The following is a 19,976-nucleotide window of genomic DNA, read 5'->3' as shown; positions in this document are numbered from 1 at the left end:
TGTTTAATGGGGAGAAAACAATTTATTCGTGCTGTTTCTCTTTTTCTAAGCATCATGTTAGTCTTTGCTGTTTTGCCTATGACTAGTTTTGCTAATTCTGTAGAAGAAGATGTAATAGCAAAGCTTAAGGATAGGGGATTTAAGTCCCCTGTAAATCTCGGAATAGGTGCCTCAGAAGTTGTTCTATTAAACGCTGCTTTTGGAAAAGAAAATGGTAGAGATGTAGTTTATGCCACAGCAAATGGTGGTGTATTTAATGTAGTAGATGTAAAGGATAATAAGCTAATATTTTCTCAGCAGTTAGCAAAGGTATCTCAAGTGTGGAGTCATACTATTGCTTCTAATGGGACAGTGTATATTGCTGCACTCGGAGAAGGAAATGTAGGAGAGCTTTGGAGCTATTCTCCAACAACAAAGATTGTCGAAAAGCTAGGAACACCTAATGCTGGACACCAAGCATGGAGTAGTACTACGGATGATAATGGAAACGCATATATTGGTACGTATGCGGAAGGCAATGGGCGTATTTATAAGTATGATGGTGCCACTAAGTCTTTCGTTGACTTTGGAAAGATTGATGCTGACAATGCTAGTTATATTCGTTCTCTCGAATATCATGATGGATACTTATATGCTGGTTTAGGAGTGGAAGGAAAGGTTTATCGTATTAATGTAGAAACGATGGAAAAAGAAGAAATAACAAAAAATGTACCTGACATTTTAGGGAAGCCTGTCAGCCAGATTAAATTCGTTTATGATATGGCGGTCGTCGGTAACTATCTATTTGCTCGTTTTGATGACGGAGGCGAATCGGCTATACTTTTTTATGATTTGATTAACCAAGAATGGGTGTCAGATAAAAAGCTTGGAAAACTGCATGATGGATCAGCAGATGATTTTGGAAGCTTTGGTTTTATCCAGTTACCGGTCAATGGAGATAAGGCGTATGTAATTCACAATCGTCACATTGTAGAAGTTGATATCAATACATTGGAGACGCGTGAAACAGGGATTAGATATGGAGCTGGCTTACGAGGAGGGGCATTTGTAGATATGGGAAGAGAAGATCTTCCAGGTCTCTCTCTAGTAACAATGAATAGGACAGGCCAAATATTTGCTGCAAATCTAGAGACAAATAAAACTGTTACCCTGCCAACGGCTATGCAAGCACTTCCACTTAAACTTCATAACCTTGGGGAGGGTCCAGATGGTAATCTTTATATGACTACTTATCCTGGGGGACCAAAGGGTTCGAAATATAATATCCAAACAGGGCAATTTGTAACGTATTCCCAGGGACAGGCAGAGGGAATTGTAGCGGGAAATGGGAATGATTTATTTTTTGGGATTTACGGAGGTGCTGCTATTCAAAGGATGAATACAGAAACAATGGCGTTAGAAACACTTTTTGATCTTAAGCCGGAGCAGCAGGATCGGCCGTACATTATGAAATTTGTAGAAAACAAATTATTAATCGGTACTATACCGGATTATCAAAAGCTTGGCGGGGCACTTACGATTTATGATTCTGTTACGGGAGATAGAAAAACTTATCGTAATGTGGTTCAGGATCAAAGTATTGTTGGATTAGCCTATAAGGACGGTTTAATTTACGGCTCCACTACAGTAAGAGGGGGGCTTGATATTCCTCCGAGCACGTCAAAGGCAAAAATGTTTATATGGGATATGGCAAGCGAGCAAAAATTGAAGGAATTTGAATTAGATATTCCAGAACTAGATGCTCCTCCAATAATTAGCGGATTAACGTTTGATGATAACGGAACATTATGGGGCGCAGTAGACGGCATTATTTTTGCAATGGATCCTGCGACTCATGAAGTGATAAAGTATAAAAATATATATCCAGAGATAAAAAATAGGGGTATGTGGAGACCGGTCCATATTGAAATTGGAAAAGATGGTCTGCTATACACAGATGTAGGTGGAAAGCTTACGGTAATAGACCCTTCCTCTGAAAACCTAGACCATGTTTCATTAATCAATTCAGGACCTGAAATTGATTTTATGGTTCTAGCGAATGACAAAGAAGGAAATGAAAATATCTATTATATAGATGGCGATGCAACTCATCTATTTATGATTCCTGTAGTGGATGGTGGAGAAGTTGTAAATCCTGAGGAACCGATTTATGAGACTGTCAATGTTCCGATTAAAAATGCAGGATTCGAAGACAAGGTCAAGAAAGAAAGCATACCGGGTTGGTCATCCTTATTTGGAGCATTTCCATCCAATGCATCCTTTGAAATAAGCGATTTACGTAAAAAATCTGGTAAGAAAAGCTTAAAAATTAACGATACCGATCAAAAGCAAACTGTTTTCGCACAAACCGATTCGATTTCTATAAAAGAAGGAATCGAGTATACAGCTTCTACTAATCTCTTTTTAGAAGACGGTAGCGTAAGCTTCTTTATTCGTTATTTTGACGAAAAGGGAATACAAGTAGGTAGTGATCGAGATGGTGAAAATATTATCCATATCCGTAACGGTCATAAGGAATGGCAGACGGTAAAAGCGACCGTTACAGCTCCAGAGGGGGCAAAATATGCTCGTCTATTTGCTGGAACATCCAATTACTTCACTACAACAGCTGCATACTTTGATGATTTTAAGCTGAGCTATGAAAAGGAAGTAAAGAAGCCTGGTAAACCTGGGAAGCCAGATAAACCGGGTAAACCTGAAAAACCAAAGCCAGAGAAGCCCGGAAAACCAGGCAAGTAAGGTATTAGAAAAAGAGGAAAAAGTGAATTTACACTTTCTCCTCTTTTTTAATTTATCTCTTTTTCTTCTTGCCTAGCTCTGCTGCAGCTTTACTTTTTTCTACTATTTTCTCAAATTCTATTTGAACATGCACATGATTGTTATCATTATAGGAGACGTCTAGAACCTTGCACTTGCGACCTTTAATTTTTAAGTCTTCGTCTACTGCAGGAATGTTTCTTAACGCTTGAGTTAATACAATTATATTATTTTCATAAAAATGTACTGCGAACATGTGCTTTTCCCCTTTATCAAATAAATTAATTCTGAAATAGAATCTCTATATTTTATGAGATAGAAAGGAATATAGAACAAGAAAAAGTGACAAGATAAAGTATGGTAGATATTGATTGTAATTATGAAGCAGACCGATCAATTATTTGGAAAAACCGACCGATTAATGAAGTTTACCGACCGATTATTTAGAGAAACCGACCGATTAATGGAGTCAACCGACCGATTATGAGATAAAACCGTCCGATTACCCTCTAAGCATACAAAAAAACGAAAAAGTTACACTGTATGTTTTACTTTTTCGTGGAAGATTATTATATATCTGTATGATCACTTTCTAATTCATTGAGCTTTTCATAAATTCTTCTTTTCCTGTAAAGCATGATGCCAGCCTCTGCTATATCTTGGATCATTCCTTTATTTGCAAATGCTCCAAATATAATTCCGGCTATGGGTACCATTTGAAAGAGCTTTTTCCACCCAAATTGATCACGATAGGTGAAAAATACTTCCTGCCAGCCTTTTAACTGGGACAGCATATTTTCTGACGTCGGTTTATTTTCATGAAGAACCGATAATTCATTTAAAATGGATTCTTTTCCAACGATATCAGCAGACGCAAATTGCAGACACTTAATGATAAACACACGCTCCTGTTTGTCGTTTGGATCATACCCATGAATAATCGCAATTTCCTGCAAAGTTTTTAGTGCAGTACCAAGAATCACGGGAATATCGATTGCTAGTGTAAATATGCCACCAACCCCCGTAGTCGCACCCTGAAGAGTAGCAAACTTCACACGTCCTTTTTGTAACCTTTCACTCAGTATGATCATATCTTTTAATGGAATGTTCCCAATATCCTCTATAGACTCTATAGGGTCGTAAGGAGTAGATGATTTAATCTTATTAATCATCGTTTGTTCATTGAATAAGTATTTACCACCCGTTTGTATATAGCTGCCTATTTCAGAGACAAGTAAACCAATTTTTTCTTGTATAAAAGCAGGAGTTAACTTATCTAAGACCTTAAAAGGAAGACGTCCGAGCTTTTCCCAAATCCATAAACCCTTCTGATCTTTCTCCCAGGCTTCTATCTCTTCTAAATGTGTATGAAGATAGTCTTTCGTTTCCATCTATCACTACTCCTTATAATAATATCTTATCACTACTATAATCTAATCTTGTTCAACTTACATACATGACGCGCTTAAATCTTTATCGGTTTCAATATTGTTAAGTTACTTGTGCTATTGTTACAGGTGCCAGGCACTTGTAACAATTGGAAAATGTTATTTCAAAATAATTGTTTACCAATTCATAATTTTCGTGTTAAACTAGCATTTATATATAATTAATCATAAAATTTTAACATATCAAAGAGCAGGTACATCGTTAAATATGCTATCATGTTTAATATCGGAGGGAACAACATGAAAAAACTCTTACATACATGGAACCAAGTAAGTCTCGTTAAACAAATTTTACTGGGTATTCTGATAGGTGTTATTCTAGCTTTAACAATACCTGAAGCTGCAAGCTGGGTTACTATTTTTGGTGCTTTATTTGTTGGTGCTTTGAAGGCTGTTGCGCCAATACTTGTATTGTTCCTAGTTATCCATGCAATTTCTTCTCATAGAAGTGGTCAGCAAACGAACATGAAGTCAATTATTATACTTTATGGAATTGGAACATTTCTTGCAGCACTTGTTGGTGTTCTTGCAAGCTTCCTATTTCCGGTTACGCTTACGCTTACAACTGGAGTAGAGGATGTTACACCTCCAAGTAATATTGTAGCGGTATTAGAAACTCTTCTATTTAATGTAGTTGATAATCCGGTAAATGCCATTATAAATGCAAATTATATTGGAATTTTAACATGGGCTATTCTTTTGGGACTTACTCTGAAGAATGCTGCAGAAACAACGAAAACTGCTATAGCTAATATTTCAGATGCCATTTCACAATTAGTGAAATGGGTGATCAAGCTTGCTCCTATTGGTATTTTAGGGCTGGTTTTTGATGCAATCGCAACGAATGGTCTTTCTGCTTTAACGGAATACGGCCAATTAATTATTATATTATTAAGCTGTATGCTATTTGTAGCTTTAGTTATTAATCCTTTAATTGTTTACTTATACGTACGGAAAAATCCTTATCCATTAGTATTCCGCACGTTAAGAGAAAGTGGAATTACAGCTTTCTTTACGCGTAGCTCGGCTGCTAATATTCCTGTAAATATGGAATTGTGTAAAAAGTTAGAGTTGAACAAGGATACATACTCTGTTTCCATTCCTTTAGGAGCTACTATTAACATGGCTGGAGCAGCAGTTACAATAACTGTCTTAACCCTTGCTGCCGTTAATACGTTAGACATAAATGTAGATATTGCTACTGCACTAATCCTTAGTGTCCTTGCTGCTGTGTCTGCTGCGGGAGCATCTGGAGTTGCTGGTGGATCACTTTTACTTATCCCATTAGCATGTAGCTTGTTTGGTATACCGAACGAAATTGCTATGCAGGTGGTTGGTGTAGGATTCATCATTGGAGTCATCCAAGATTCATGTGAAACTGCCTTAAACTCATCCTCAGATGTATTGTTCACAGCTACTGCTGAATATGCAAAGGATCGTAAAGAAGGAAAAGAAGTTATTATTCACTCTTAATAAAATCAAGTGCCTCTCTATAATCCTTTATAGAGGGGCACTTTTTATACATATTTTAATTTAATGGAAGGATACTAAAGACAAAAGGAGAATCTTTATGTCCGAGTGTCCACTGTGCAATGCATTCAATGAATTTGAAGAGAACTGTCCAAAGTGTACTAACCCTTTAGAGGACGCTGGCAAGGAAAGTGATTTTCTAGATCCCTATGCTCATTACAACGACCTAGACACCATTAAAATGGCAGACGGTTATTCTCATACAAGCAAGGAAGAAATTTGCCCACATCTCATCACTTGTAATAATTGCGGATACGATGAAGTGAAATTTGTACAAGGAATATGAAACAGCTGAATAATCAGCTGTTTTATTTTTGTGTATTGAAGTAAAATATATGTAATATTGAAAAAATATCGCTTAATGAAAAAAAGAAAAGAAGTCAAATCCATATAGAAAAGAGGAATAGATATAGTTATAAAAACAAAAACGCATTACCCATTTATCTATTTCTTCATTGAGCCGAATGTTGTCATTGTATATAAAATAGAAACTCAAAACTATTTGACAGCAACTGAATTTAAGAACTATGACTGCAAGATGTATGAGATTAATACACCAACTGAATTTGAAGAGTTTCACCATGAAAATTATCGACCTCTCCGTTCACGAACTTGGTTTATCAAGCAGGAAATAATGAGTGACATTGTAGAAAAAATAAACTCCTTCATCCAAGAGTCTCTACAGTTACATCAAAGATCTAAAGGACCTATTCATTTAGTTTCTTCGGAATCTGCAGCCGGGTCTCTTAAGGTAGGACTTCCGAAGCCACATACAGTCATCGCTATCCCAGATAACTTAACTTATGGCCCGTTAGGAAAATTAGTTGAAAGAGCAGAGCAAAAAATACGAGAAGAATGGCTATTTGATCATATAAATGACGAGCAGGAAGAAGGAAATTATGCCAGTAAATTTAGCAATATGTTACGTCAAATTGATGATATTGCCGATTCAATCCCTATATATCTATGGTGTGGAAATAATGTAGCTGAACAAATAGGGATCCGTTTTATGGTTTATTTATTAGGAGAGAAGAAAAATGCTATTTATTTGATAACTGAGGATAAAATAGCTATATCTTATACTTCTCATTTACATTCGGAGCAAATTAAAAAAATATTCGAACAAAACAAAGATGTTTTACCACTTTCCTCAAATGAGCGTTCCACCTATATCGAAGAATGGTTCAAGTTAGTTGATAGTAAGGAAGTCTTGCGCATATGGAATGGCAGAGAAATAATAGGGGTTTCAGAAAATTATTATGATTCCCTCATTCAAGCAACTGCCGAAATGCTGCATAACAGTCAATCTGAAAAAGAGTTTCTTCCCGTAGGAGAAGTCATAGCTGAAATACTTAATAAAGAGATAATAGATCCATTCTTCTTAGAATATAGAGTAAGACACTTAACTTACGATGGTACTTTTAAGATAAAAGGTATTCCTAAATCTATGCACAGCTATAAAATAAAGCTCCAATAGTGATGCATTCGGAAGCTATCCAAAAATTCAAGATCTGCTAGTTATTAAATGAAACAAAAGGAGAAAAAATTATGAAAAAACTTTATATAAAGCAAAAGGTATTAAGTCTAAGTGGCAAGTTCACCGTAAAGGATCAGCAGGAGAACGATGTATATTACGTTGAGGGCAGCTTTATGAAAATCCCCAAAACGTTCTCTATTTTAAATACATCCAGAAACGAAATAGCGCTCATTACGAAAAAAATGTTCAGTTTTTTACCGAAGTTTTTTGTGGAGGTAAATGGAAAAGAAGTACTAACGATTAAGAAGGAATTCTCTTTCTTGAAGGCTCGTTATTCAATTGATGCAGCTGGTATTGAGGTGCATGGTAACTGGTGGGATATGAATTTCCAGGTGTTACAGCACGGAGAAGTGGTAGGGCAAGTTAGTAAGGAATGGTTCACTTGGGGGGATAGCTATCAGGTGGAAATCTGGAAAGAGGATATGGAAGCCATCATCATTTCTCTAGTTATTGCGATTGACTGTGTAAAGGCGGACCAAGCAGCATCTTCATCTGCTACTGCGTCGATTTAAGCTTTAGATTGTCTACCAGCATTTCAAAATATGATTCTTGAATTCGAAAAACAAGAATCATATTTTGATAAAAAAATTTTACCCTTTAAACCAATGCTTATTATAATAATGCTTCAATATCCTTTTCCATATCAATGGTATCTGTAGTAGATTCATAACGATGTAGAACGTTACCATTACGATCTAATAGAAACTTAGTGAAGTTCCATTTAATCGAATTTCCTTGCATATAATGTGGTACCTTTTCATTAATGATGGAACTTAGTATTCGAGAAGACGGATGAGAATTGTTAAATCCTTTAAATGGCTTAACTGTCGTTAGGTAATTAAAAAGAGGTTCGGCCTCTTGATCTCTTACTTTTACCTTAGAGAACATTGGGAATTGTACACCAAAATTTATCTTACAAAACTGATTAATGTCTGAATTACTACCAGGCTCCTGGTCATCGAAATGATTAGATGGGAATCCTAGGACTACAAATCCCTGCTCCTTATACCGAGCATATAATTTTTGCAAATCTTCATATTGGTATGTAAAGCCACACTTGCTTGCAGTATTGACGATCAACACTACATTCCCCTTAAATTTTTCTAATGAAACCAAGTTACCACTGATATCCGGTAATTTAAAATCAAAATCATAGATACTCATCTTTTCTCCCCTATCCTCAAATAAAAACTTATAATAAGAGTCCTTAGACCTAATTCGTTAGACTCATATAATTGATTGTATTATAGTTCTTAAATAATTGCCAAATTATTGCTTGGTATGTTTATAGAATGATTTAAATCTATATATTTTAACTGCTAACTTACAAAAGGAGGAAGTGGAAGGAGGAAAGAAAAATCTTTTGTAGTATTTATAATAAGACAGTTTCTTGAGTCCCAATTTACTTAGGAAAAATCCATAAAAAAATACTAGAAAGAGATACCATCTAGTATTTGAAAAAATTATAAATTTTCGTTTTGTTGTTTGATCTCGTCGCCAGTTAGAATGATATTGGCCTCTTCGAGTGCTTTATGTTTATCAACAGAGTCACCAGGAACATGGTTACCGTTTGGATAGGTAGATCCGTTTTCAATCGTTATTTTTTCATTTTTAGGTGCTTTTGTATTAAAGTCATCCTGCTTTTTCATTTTTTCACTCCTTGTTTGTTATTAGTATCGTTTACCAATGTACAATTTCTGCTTTACTATTATGGACATCCTTTTAATAGACATACATTTGGCTCAATGAAAGATGGAATATCTCCACAATCTCGAAACTATACCTAGGAGGAATTACAATGAATCGCATAAATATTATTACACTTGGGACAAAGGATATCGTCCGTGCACATGAGTTTTACAAGAAACTAGGATTCGCTACTGCTGTAAGAGGACCAGAATCAAGTCCGCATATTATCTTCTTTAAAAATGAAGGTACTAAAATAGCTTTATATCCATTGGAAGACCTTTCAAAAGACATAAATTCGGATAATCCACCGAATGCATCCAATGGATTTACAGGCTTCACACTTGCTTATAACGCAAAAACAAAAGAAGAAGTAGACGAATTAATGAAAATGGCCCATTTAGCAGGCGCAACTATCCAAAAAGCAGCCCAAGCAACAGACTGGGGAGGCTACGGTGGCTACTTTACTGACCGAGACGGCTATTATTGGGAGATTGCCTACGCAGATACATGGGAGTTTGATGACGCAAATATGTTGTTAATTGAAGATTAGTAGGGATTTTGATAGTAAGGAGCGTTAAAATGGATAAGTTTGTTTTTATATTTGGACCCTAAGCAGTGGGCAAGATGACAGTTGGACAGGAGCTTGCGAGGGAAACAGGTCTAAAGCTGTTTCACAACCATATGACAATAGATTTGCTAGAGCCACTTTTTGGCTTTAGTGAGGAAATGTGGAGACTGACTCACGAGTTTCGAATGGAGATTTTTCAATCATTTTTGAAAAGTAATCAGGATGGAATGATCTTTACGAAGGTATGGTATTTTGACAAACAAGAGGATTGGGATGATATAGAGAATATCTGTCAAATGATGTCATCCAAAGGTGTTTCTATTTACTTTGTTGAGTTAGAAGCCAATGTGGAGAAGAGACTCGAACGAAATATGACACCACATCGATTAGAATGTAAACCAACAAAAAGAAACGTGAAGCTATCTGAACATCACTTACTAACAACAATGGAAAATAACAGATTAAATTCAATGCCTGGAGAAATAGAAAGAGAAAATTATATAAGAATCGATAATACTTTTTTGAGTCCATATGAAGTCGTACAAATAATAAGAGCTGAGTTTAATTTTTAATAAGAAAATGAGGGGACATAATGTTAGAGACAGTAAAAGAGCTAATTACAAGAGAGCAGTGGTCAGAAGCATTTCCTTTAATGAATCAACTAAGAACAGATTTAACGATGGAAACGTACATAGATTTATTGGACGAAATGCAGAAGGATGGATACAAGTTGTATGCCCTCTATGTCCAAGAGAAAATGGTTTCTTTAATCGGATTTAGCTGGCGAACGAACTTTTACAATAAGCGCCATATATTTGTTTACGATTTAGTAACGGATACATCACAGCGTTCAGGTGGCTACGGTGAACAATTATTAACATACATACATAAATACGCTAAAGAAAATGGTGCAGAGTACATAGCTTTAGAGTCAGGCTTACAAAGAAAAGAAGCCCACCGTTTTTATGAAAATAAATTTGAATACGACAAATGGTGCTATTCCTTTAGAAAAACGTTGAACTAAATAAAACAAAAGGAGCAATAAAATGAAAGTACTTATTCTTGGAGCCACTGGCTTTTTAGGATCTATCTTATATCAAAAGGCTCTTCAGGAAGAATCGCTAACCGTTGTTGGAACATCTAGGTTGTCAAACGTGGCAAAAAAAATCATTCCTTTAGATGTAATGGACAAGCATTTAGTTGCACAGACAATAAACAGTATAAAACCGGATGTCGTCATTTGGTGTCTTATGAGCATGGAGAACGAGGATCAGCTTATTGAAATTGGACTGAAAAATGTCGTAACACATTTGAGTGAGGTCACCAAATTCATATTCATATCTACTGATGCGGTGTTCGTGGATGGTAGGGGTGATTACGATGAGCTTGATCCCACTGGTTTGCTACCTTCCGAAGCTCGTCTAGCTATTTACGTAAATGCAAAAAATGCCGGAGAACAATATTTGATGAAGAATCATCCAAATTATGTGATTGTACGGACAGGGCCATTATATGGGGACAATCATTATATAGAAAAACGTACGCTCCTAATCATTGAACATATAAAAGAAAATAAGCAGTATAATGCGTGGGAAAATGTATTTAGGTCTTTTGTGAATGTCCATAATCTATCAGAAGCCTTGATAGAGCTAAGTAAAAATAACGTCATAGGCATTCTTCATGCAGGTCCACCACAAAAGGAAAGCTATTATACTTTTAATAAAAAGAGAGTGGAGCAGCTTGGATTCGACAGTACCTTCATTTGCCCAGTGATTGTTACAAAAGAAGAGAATCCCTATATATCTCTAGATACATCCTTAAGGACAGATAAGATTTCTGAATTGCTGCCAACCGTATTTAGGAATATATAAATTACGGAAAATCGTTACATGCAGAGACGATGAATGTTCGACTAAAACAGCAAATACTCTCTAATACTAATTCAATAGACATATTTATCATAGGAATATTGATAGATGCTTTCCTTAACATACCACTCCGAAAATCCTCTTTTTTACTTGTTGGAAGGAAATTTCTTCTTTAAGTGGAATATGTCCCTAATCTATTAATGCAAATTAGAATGGGGGAAGATTATGAGGAAAAGGTGGGCAAGCCTTTTGATGGCTTGGGTCTTATTTGTGAGCATGTTTGGAATGGGGCAATTAGCTCAAGCAGAGGTAACAACAGAGGATGCTTTAAGTGAATCCATTTCGACAATCGTTCAAGAAAAACTGTCAGGTGCAAAAGTAAGTATTGCGATTATGGACCGGATGACTGGTGAAGTGGTGTATGACTATAATGGTGATACACCTATTAAACCTGCTTCCAATATGAAGCTGCTTACTACTGCCGCAGCGCTAGATGTTCTAGGAGAAAATTATCGTTTTAAAACAAGTCTGTATACGAGCGGTAAGCTATCTAATGGAGTATTAAAAGGAGATGTCTATTTACAGGGACAAGGCGATCCAACCTTAATGGAGGCAGACTTACGACAATTTGCTCAAGCATTGAAGGCTAAAGGAATTCAAACGATTGATGGAAGAATTGTCGGAGATGACAAGTGGTTTGATGATGAGTTGTTAACACCAGGCATATGGGCAAACGATGAATCGTATTACTACGCAGCTCCAATTTCTGCATTGACTACATCACCAAATGCTGACTATGATTCTGGAACCATTATTATAGATGTCAATGGTTCTGCAATCGGGAATGCTCCTACCGTAAAAGCAACACCCCATCTTGGAGATCTAGAAATTGTCAATCAAGCACAAACTGTAGCGGCTGGCCAAAGTAATACAATTACGATTGAAAGATCTTATCGAACAAATCAAATTGTCATAAGTGGCAATCTACCGATCGATAAGACTAAAAGAGAGTGGGTAACGATGCAGCACCCAACTACTCATACATTGACAATGTTCCAAGCCATATTAGAACAAGTAGGGATAGAGTATAAGAAACATAAATTGTTTAGAGCTGCCACTCCTAAAAGCGCTGAACTAATATCAGTAAAAGAATCTATGCCATTAAGAGAACTACTCATTCCTTATATGAAGCTAAGTAATAATGGTATTGCGGATATATTGGTTAAAACAATGGGCAAGGTCAACGGCAATCATGGAAGCACGAAGGCCGGCTTAAAGGTGATGGAGCAGTACGGTAATTCCATTAACTTAGATATGTCTAATTGGAAATTTGAAGATGGCTCTGGCATGTCTCACGCAAACTCAGTGTCCGGCTTGGCTATTAATGATTTACTTCTAAAGATACAACAGGAAGATTGGTTTGCCACTTATTTTAAAAGTTTACCAGTAGCTGCTCATCCTGACAGAATGGTAGGAGGCACACTAAGAAACCGTCTAAAAGATCCACTTACTTCAGGTAACGTTTTTGCCAAAACAGGTTCATTAACTGGCGTTAGTACGCTAAGTGGTTATATAGAAGGAAGTAGTGGGGAACAATATATTTTTAGTGTATTGGTACAAGATAAGTCAGGTACAGCTACAGTAATTGATGAAATTGTAAAGGAAATGGCTAGAGGACTATAAAATATTTAAAAACTAATAGAAAGGCCGGTAAACGAAAGTTTACTGGCTATTTCTATTGTCAAAATGAAAGTAAAAGTATCAAGTTAGAGAAGTGGCGCTTAATAGAATATATGATTTTGATTGACAGTCAAATCAAAAAGTGTGCTAACATACATATTTATGACGAAAAATAATGAGATAATTCTAAAAAATCTAATTTTTATTTGATTTATTGCGATTAGTGAAATATATTAATAGAGTGCTTAATATGTTAAAAAAAGGGGATGAATGAAGTGAAAAAGAAATTATTATGGGTGTTTCTACTTACCTTAAGTATTTTGCTAGTTGCTTGCAATGAGGACAAAAATACTAAAGAAAGTTCAACGAAAGAACCAGAAACTACTGAGGGGAAAGATTCTGCTGAACTTGATGAAGTACAAGAATTAAATCTTGTTGCAGGTGCAGAGATTCCGTCAATGGACTCAGTTTTGGCCGATGATGCTGTGTCATTTAATTACCTTAATAACGTAATGGAAGGGCTCTATCGATTAAATCAAGAAAACATTCCTGTGCCTGCAATGGCAGAAGGTGAACCAGAAGTTTCAGAAGATGGATTAACCTATACATTCAAATTACGAGATGCTAACTGGTCCAATGGTACTCCAGTAACAGCAAAAGATTTTGTATTTTCTTGGAGAAGAGCAATTGACCCTGAGACAGGCAGTTCCTATGGTCCTTATATGATGCAAGGGTTAATAAAAAATGCAACCCAAATATCAATGGGGGAAATGGCAAAAGAAGAATTGGGCGTTGAAGCCGTGGATGATAAAACCTTAAAGGTGACGCTTGAGAGACCCGTACCTTATTTTATGTCCTTAATGTCATTTGGTACCTTCTATCCTCAAAATGAAGAATATGTAACTGAAAAAAGTAATTCCTATGCATCAAACTCAGATAACCTTATCTACAATGGACCATTTGTGCTAACTGAATGGGACGGGACTGGCTTATCCTGGTCATTAGAAAAAAATGCAACCTACTGGGATGCTGAAGTTGTCCAGTTGGATAAGGTTAATGTGGACGTAGTCAAGGAAACAGCTACATCTGTTAACCTCTATGAGAATGGGGAAAAAGATCGTGTAGGATTATCAGGAGAATTTGCACTTCAATATGCAAACCATGAAGAAGTAATAAAAGAATTAAAACCTACTATCTACTATTTGAAGCTAAACCAAGAACGTGATGGTCAAAAAACAGCCCTTTCAAATGTGAAAATTCGTAAAGCAATTGCTATGTCCTTCAACAAAGAGGATTTGGCATCAGCTATACTGGCAAACGGTTCAATACCAGGTGATTTCCTAGTGCCTAAGGGACTGACATTCGATGAAAATAAAAAAGATTTTCGTGATATAAATGGAGACATGGCAAAGTATAACGTTGAAGAAGCAGCAAAACTATTTCAAGAAGGAATGGAAGAAGAAGGACTGACTGAATTAGAGCTAGAATTAGTTGGTAATGACAGTGAGCTTGCTAAAAATATGGATGAATATTTAAAAGCTCAGATGGAAGGAAATCTTAAAGGGCTTACTATTAAGCTGATACCAGTTACATTCAATGTGAAATTGGACAAGGATGCAGCGCAGGATTACGATATTCAAAGCACTGGCTGGGCACCTGACTTCCAAGATCCAATTACCTTCCTAGAATTATTTGTTACAGGTTCACCGCAAAATAATATGTCTTATTCAAACCCGGAGTTGGATAAACTGATTGACCAAGCAAAAAATGAACTTGCATTGGAGCCTGAGGCACGCTGGGAAGCACTAGCAAAAGCCGAAAAAATCATTATGGAGGAAGATGCTTCCGTCGCATCGATGTATCAGTCAGGACTCATGTCACTACAAAAACCATACGTCCACGGAATTATATCTCATCCGTTTACAGGTGATTATAGCTACAAATGGGCTTATATTTCAGGAAAAGAATAATCCGTAAATGATGAGTGTATATCCATTATTGGATATACACTTTTTATTTCACCTATTCTAGACTGCATATTTGTTACAAGGGTGGAAAGTATAATAGTATTCGATTAAAGGAGGCCATACATATCTTGAAGCAAGAAAATAATGAAAGTGCTAAATTAGGGAATAAAAACGTTGCTACGAATACGGCTTATGGAGATCCCATTAAATCTACCAAACCCTCAATAAATCAAGAATTTAAGCAAGCATCCTCCCAAATTGCAGATAGTACACAAAAGCCAATGATGAATGACTATGGAAAACAGAATACTTCCAAGGAATATACAACGGATCGGTCATACGGAGACCCTTTAAAATCAGATGCACGACCTATGGATTATACACACAAAGCAGCATACTCCATTATTGCAGAGAGTACGGAGAGGGCTAGTACAAAAAAAGCGAAAGAGAAGGAAGACCCCACTAGTTTCACTGGAGGGCACTGAAAAACTTACGTTTTTATAATAATTTTGTTTTTGAAAATTAAAAAAGGGTACTTTTTGTTCAAACTGAACAGAAAGTACCCTTTTTCATTGCCTTATTCTTGCTCTCATTCGTTAAGTAACTTTAGGATTCGCTTCAAGTTGACCGCAAATATGGTTGTGGCTCCTTGTATTTCCATGCCAAAAAGACCCGTGCTAATCGCTGTATCGTAGCCGTGTCCACTCTTTAATTCACTATTCTTTGCCTCGATTTTATATCGCTCTTTGGCAAGCTGTTTAAATTCTTCGGTATTCTGAAATGCCTCTTGTTCAAGGTGCTCTGTCGATTTGATTGTGACACAATATGTTTTAGATTTCGATCCTTCTTTGTAACACCCAACTCTGAAAGGGCATATTTTACATTTTTCAACATCAAAATTATATTTGATTTGAGGGTTACGGTTGTCATCTGTATTTCTTTTTTTTATAGTTTTTCCTTTTGCTAAATGACCCGCTGGACAAACATATAAATTAGCGTCTTTATTAAATTCAAATAAATCTTCTTTTCTACGGTGGCCATTTGTAATCAGCGGATGTAATTTTGAAATGAGTTGGACCTTATTTGTCTTGGTATATATTAAATTGTCTTTACTAGAATATGCTGTATCTCCAAGCACCTTCTCTATTTTCATACCTGTACGTTGGCTTTTTTCAATTAAATCTATTAAATGTTGTCCATCACCTTGTTCACCAGTTGTTACAATCGCTGCTGTAATAATTCGTTCATCGCTCATCGCTATATGAGTTTTATAACCAAAGAAAGATGTATCTGCTGATTTATGTCCGACACGTGCATCGGTATCGCTTGAATAATTCAGATGAAATAGTGTGTCTTCTACGATTTCTTTTAATGTATTTAAACGTTCTTTCACGGCAGGCACTTGCGCTATTTGTGGCTCTTTCTCTATCACTTCAATGACTTTTTTACAGTAAGTCACTTCATCTGACACTTCGTTAGAAGTCGGTTTTTCTGGAAACTTCTCTTTCATAGATTCATCTATTTTATAGACCGCTTTTCGGGCATTCTTTGATTTTTCTTGTAAGAATTCTTTGGGCGATTTTTGATTGTAACGTGCTTTCGTATGCGTTGCGTCCACAATGATTGTTTTACTTTTGATGATTTCTTTTTCAAGTGCGATTTCAACGGTTTTCCCAATTAACATATCTAACAAATCTACATCTTGTAAACGAAGTCGACGAAATTTTGTAAGTGAACTTGGTTCAATGACCTCATCCTCTGGAGCCATTCCTAAGAAGTATTTAAATGACATATCATATTTTGAACGTTCCACTAAATCCACATCGGACACATCATGAATTGCTTTTAATAATAAATACTTAAACATACGAATGGGTGAAATCGCTTTACGACCATGATCCAAACAATATTTTGATTGAAGTTCTTCTAAAATAAACGAAAAATCAACAAGTTCATTGATTTGACGAAGCATATTGTCTTTTGGAATTATTAAATCATATAACGCCATGTATGGACTTAAGTTCAGCGTTTCTTGGTTTGAAATCATTGTGAGCACCCCTGCATTTACTTTTCTTTAGTATAGCAAGAAAATAATTTTTCGGTCTGAGTACATTTTAAAAAATTCTATAACAGGTAGAAAAGTGGATTGGATTGGAGTGCAGAGCGGTGACTCCTAGGGGATTAGCGGCCACGGCGAGCACCCGGACTGAGCGCAGCGAGGGAGAAGGCTTGCCGGGCCGCCCCCTGGAAAGCATCCGCTCGGAACGGAAAGACATGGATTCAGAAAATAGTAGAAGATGAACAGAACCTGCATTCATACTCTACATCTAAACGTTTTAAAGGCACTTTTTCAGTGCCCTCTTTCACTGCATACGGAGACCCAGTGGTTTCTTCTAGCGAATCTATAAATGAAAACTATAAAAATGCTTCTGCAATTATTGCAAAAAGTACAGAGGATACTGGGCATGATGGGGCTAGAATCAAATAGTATAAATATATAATAGCATTTAAATTGAGATATAAAGGATTAAGGGGTAGGATGAAATAGAAAAGAGTTAAGGAGGTAATATTATGGACAGACTTAAGGATAGGGTTGTTATTGTTACAGGAGGAGCAGGAGGCATTGGGCTAGGTATGTCCAAGGCGATGGCTAAGGAAGGAGCAATAATAGCAATTGTTGATGTGAACGAAGAAGCTGGTCAAGCAAGTCTAAAAGTACTTCAGGAAATATCACCTAAATCGATGTTTTTAAAGGCAGACTTAATGGATAGAGACAAGCTTCCTACAATTATCACTACAGTAGCAGAAGCGTATGGAAAAATTGATGTTTTAGTCAATAATGCACATGCATCTAAACAGGTGACGATTGAAGACACAACACAAGCAGATTTAGATTTGTCATTCGGCACAGGGTTTTACCCAACCTTCTATTTGATGCAGGCAGCACTTCCATATTTAAAAGAAACAAAAGGAAATGTGATTAACTTTGCATCAGGCGCTGGATTAGCTGGACACGAAACACAAGGGGCGTACGCTGCAGCAAAAGAAGCAATTCGAGGAATTTCCCGTGTGGCAGCCAATGAATGGGGTCGCTTCGGTATTAACGTAAACATTATTTCTCCTATTGCCGACTCTGAAGGCGTACGAGCATGGGCGAAAGCACAGCCTGAATATTACGAAAATGTTCGCAGCAAAATCCCATTAGGACGCTTCGGTGATGTGGAAGAAGATATCGGTCGCGTAGCAGTTTTCTTAGCAAGCGAGGACTCTAAGTATATAACTGGTCAAACAATCATGGCAGACGGCGGATCTATAATGCTACGCTAAATATATGAAAAAGTCAGGGTGAATTGTTTCTCACTCTGACTTTTTAAATGTGTATTTTTATTACTCTCCGCAAGGTACCACTCCTATATGCTTGTTTCGTAAAAAAACTAAATTCTCTAGACTTACTAGATGCACTAGACTACGGTAAATCTCCTTCTGAACTAACAGTTCCATTTGAATTGTAGTAATTCATTGTGTGATTGTCGTAAAGTAGAGCGGCATTGTAGTAAATGAAAGTTAGATTGTAGTAAATTTCATTTCAAATTCACAGTCAGATTTGGATTGTAGTAATTTACTGGGTGAATGTCGTAAAGTAGAGCGGCATTGAAGTAAAGGAGGTCTAGAATGTCGTAAATTTCTTTTCAAATTAACAGTCAGAAATGGATTGTAGTAATTTACTGGGTGAATGTCGTAAAGTAGAGCAGCATTGTCGTAAAGGAGGTCTAGAATGTCGTAAATTTCTTTTCAAATTAACAGTCAGATATGGATTGTAGTAATTTACTGGGTGATTGTCGTAAAGTAGAGCGGCATTGTAGTAAACGAACGTTAGATTGTCGTAATACGCTGGAAAATTTTCGTAAAGCACAGCATTATTGTAGTAAACGAGCGCTATACCAAATAGATTCATGAAAAAAAGAAGACTAATAAATAGCCTTCTTCAGAAAATTATTTCAAAAATTTAGGATCTTCATATTTTGGATTTGGATAATCATAAAAACCTTTTCCATTTTGAATTCCCAATCGTCCTTTATCGATTAACTCCGTTTTAAAGTATGCTGCTATTTTCGCCTTTTGCTCATTTCCTAATTTTGCTTTTTCAAGTGCAATGTTATATGGGGTGTTTAATCCTATAATGTCTAGCACTCCGAAGGGGCCTCTGTTTACGCCCATACCTGCCATCCATGTTTTATCCACTGTCTCAGGATCAGCAATTCCATTTGCGACTAAATTTTGAGCGGCATCTAAAAATGGTACTAATAAGGAATTTAAAATGTAGCCAGGCTGTTCCTTATGGATAGGTAAAGCAATCATATTAATTGCTTTAGCAAATTCAATCACCTCTTCAAAAACCTGAGGTTCTGTGCCTTCATGTTTCATAATTTCAGCCGTGTTGTTTAACCAAATTCTATTTGCAAAGTGTAAATGTAAGAATTTCTCAGGACGACCCGTAAACTCAACGAGCTGACTAGGGATCATAGTGGAGGAATTTGACGCAAAGATTGTTTTCTGTGGAGCAACCTTCGACAAATTTTCATAAAATACTTTCTTGATATCCAACACTTCGGGAACTGCTTCAATTACTAAATCCACATCCTGAACAGCCTCAGCTAAGTCCGTATGCAACGTTAAACGATCATAAGCTGTATCTACTGCTTCTTGAGTTGCACCTAAGTCTTCTTGATAGCTTGCTTTCAGCCCAGTAAGTCTTTCCTTTGCCTTCTCTAACGCTTCTTCATTAATATCATATACGGCTACTTTAAATCCGTAAAAAGCTGTCTGAAAAGCTATTTGACTTCCTAAAACTCCACTACCCGCTACCAGTACCTTATTAGTATCCAAAATAGTTCACTCCTCTATGCTCTAATAACTATTAGTTATTATCTA

Annotated in this window: 19 protein-coding genes; 13 read left to right on the top strand and 6 right to left on the bottom strand. The window is 36.4% G+C overall.

From position 1 onward, the window contains the following. Positions 1-6: 6 nt before the first annotated feature. Entirely contained in the window at positions 7-2,739 is a 2,733-nt protein-coding gene (locus MKY09_RS12210) for a carbohydrate binding domain-containing protein (RefSeq protein WP_342566768.1), read from the top strand. Positions 2,740-2,791: 52 nt separating this feature from the next. Here MKY09_RS12210 and MKY09_RS12205 read toward each other — a convergent pair whose 3' ends face one another. Together MKY09_RS12205 and MKY09_RS12200 are read right to left on the bottom strand one after the other, a co-directional pair. Beyond that, on the bottom strand, positions 2,792-3,013 hold the full coding sequence (locus MKY09_RS12205; protein WP_169358684.1) for a hypothetical protein: 222 nt from the start codon (positions 3,011-3,013) through the stop codon (positions 2,792-2,794). Between the two features lie 313 nt (positions 3,014-3,326). Further along, positions 3,327-4,148, bottom strand: coding sequence for an EcsC family protein (locus MKY09_RS12200; protein WP_342566767.1), 822 nt, complete (start codon positions 4,146-4,148; stop codon positions 3,327-3,329). 297 nt (positions 4,149-4,445) lie between these two features. Here MKY09_RS12200 and sstT point away from each other — a divergent pair, with 297 nt between their 5' ends. From sstT to MKY09_RS12180, 4 genes are all read left to right on the top strand, one after another. Then, on the top strand, positions 4,446-5,678 hold the full coding sequence (gene sstT / locus MKY09_RS12195) for a serine/threonine transporter SstT (RefSeq protein ID WP_298473405.1): 1,233 nt from the start codon (positions 4,446-4,448) through the stop codon (positions 5,676-5,678). A 97-nt stretch (positions 5,679-5,775) separates the two neighbouring features. Then, positions 5,776-6,021 carry a hypothetical protein gene (locus MKY09_RS12190; RefSeq protein WP_169358687.1) on the top strand — a complete coding sequence of 82 codons (246 nt, stop codon included), beginning with the start codon at positions 5,776-5,778 and terminating at the stop codon, positions 6,019-6,021. Between the two features lie 216 nt (positions 6,022-6,237). Then, positions 6,238-7,212: a DUF1835 domain-containing protein gene (locus MKY09_RS12185; RefSeq protein WP_298473409.1), complete on the top strand. Its 975-nt coding sequence runs from the start codon at positions 6,238-6,240 to the stop codon at positions 7,210-7,212. Positions 7,213-7,283: 71 nt separating this feature from the next. Continuing rightward, positions 7,284-7,784, top strand: a complete 501-nt coding sequence (locus MKY09_RS12180) for an LURP-one-related family protein (RefSeq protein ID WP_298473411.1) — start codon at positions 7,284-7,286, stop codon at positions 7,782-7,784. Between the two features lie 100 nt (positions 7,785-7,884). Here MKY09_RS12180 and MKY09_RS12175 read toward each other — a convergent pair whose 3' ends face one another. Together MKY09_RS12175 and MKY09_RS12170 are read right to left on the bottom strand one after the other, a co-directional pair. Then, positions 7,885-8,436, bottom strand: coding sequence for a glutathione peroxidase (locus MKY09_RS12175; RefSeq protein WP_298473414.1), 552 nt, complete (start codon positions 8,434-8,436; stop codon positions 7,885-7,887). A 299-nt stretch (positions 8,437-8,735) separates the two neighbouring features. Next, positions 8,736-8,921 (bottom strand): hypothetical protein, encoded by a 186-nt coding sequence (locus MKY09_RS12170; RefSeq protein ID WP_298473417.1) that lies wholly within the window; start codon positions 8,919-8,921, stop codon positions 8,736-8,738. 149 nt (positions 8,922-9,070) lie between these two features. Between MKY09_RS12170 and MKY09_RS12165 the strand changes: the two genes are divergently transcribed. The 7 genes from MKY09_RS12165 (at position 9,071) to MKY09_RS12135 (ending at position 15,529) form a co-directional block, all read left to right on the top strand. Continuing rightward, positions 9,071-9,511 carry a VOC family protein gene (locus MKY09_RS12165; protein WP_342566766.1) on the top strand — a complete coding sequence of 147 codons (441 nt, stop codon included), beginning with the start codon at positions 9,071-9,073 and terminating at the stop codon, positions 9,509-9,511. Between the two features lie 74 nt (positions 9,512-9,585). Beyond that, the gene (locus MKY09_RS12160; protein WP_342560542.1) at positions 9,586-10,101 is read left to right on the top strand and encodes a shikimate kinase; all 516 of its coding nucleotides are present in this window, start codon (positions 9,586-9,588) and stop codon (positions 10,099-10,101) included. A 20-nt stretch (positions 10,102-10,121) separates the two neighbouring features. Further along, complete coding sequence (locus MKY09_RS12155; protein ID WP_342560543.1) at positions 10,122-10,553, top strand: GNAT family N-acetyltransferase; 432 nt, start codon at positions 10,122-10,124, stop codon at positions 10,551-10,553. 22 nt (positions 10,554-10,575) lie between these two features. After that, positions 10,576-11,400, top strand: a complete 825-nt coding sequence (locus MKY09_RS12150) for a sugar nucleotide-binding protein (RefSeq protein WP_342566765.1) — start codon at positions 10,576-10,578, stop codon at positions 11,398-11,400. 222 nt (positions 11,401-11,622) lie between these two features. Next, the gene (gene dacB / locus MKY09_RS12145) at positions 11,623-13,080 is read left to right on the top strand and encodes a D-alanyl-D-alanine carboxypeptidase/D-alanyl-D-alanine-endopeptidase (protein ID WP_340883888.1); all 1,458 of its coding nucleotides are present in this window, start codon (positions 11,623-11,625) and stop codon (positions 13,078-13,080) included. Between the two features lie 272 nt (positions 13,081-13,352). Continuing rightward, positions 13,353-15,047, top strand: a complete 1,695-nt coding sequence (locus tag MKY09_RS12140) for a peptide ABC transporter substrate-binding protein (RefSeq protein ID WP_342566764.1) — start codon at positions 13,353-13,355, stop codon at positions 15,045-15,047. Positions 15,048-15,172: 125 nt separating this feature from the next. Further along, on the top strand, positions 15,173-15,529 hold the full coding sequence (locus MKY09_RS12135; RefSeq protein ID WP_342566763.1) for a hypothetical protein: 357 nt from the start codon (positions 15,173-15,175) through the stop codon (positions 15,527-15,529). 104 nt (positions 15,530-15,633) lie between these two features. Here MKY09_RS12135 and MKY09_RS12130 read toward each other — a convergent pair whose 3' ends face one another. After that, positions 15,634-17,091 (bottom strand): IS1182 family transposase, encoded by a 1,458-nt coding sequence (locus tag MKY09_RS12130; RefSeq protein ID WP_251557258.1) that lies wholly within the window; start codon positions 17,089-17,091, stop codon positions 15,634-15,636. Positions 17,092-17,615: 524 nt separating this feature from the next. On the opposite strand from MKY09_RS12130, the gene MKY09_RS12125 reads away from it, so the two are divergent. Continuing rightward, a complete protein-coding gene (locus MKY09_RS12125; RefSeq protein WP_342560546.1) occupies positions 17,616-18,371 on the top strand; it encodes an SDR family oxidoreductase in 756 nt (251 codons plus the stop codon). A 666-nt stretch (positions 18,372-19,037) separates the two neighbouring features. Here the strand turns inward: MKY09_RS12125 and MKY09_RS12120 are convergent. Continuing rightward, entirely contained in the window at positions 19,038-19,931 is an 894-nt protein-coding gene (locus tag MKY09_RS12120; protein WP_342560547.1) for a 3-hydroxyacyl-CoA dehydrogenase, read from the bottom strand. Between the last annotated feature and the right edge of the window lie 45 nt (positions 19,932-19,976).

This window comes from Psychrobacillus sp. FSL K6-4046 (assembly GCF_038624605.1).
Taxonomy (GTDB): domain Bacteria; phylum Bacillota; class Bacilli; order Bacillales_A; family Planococcaceae; genus Psychrobacillus.
This window is presented reverse-complemented; position numbering and strand designations above follow the sequence as displayed.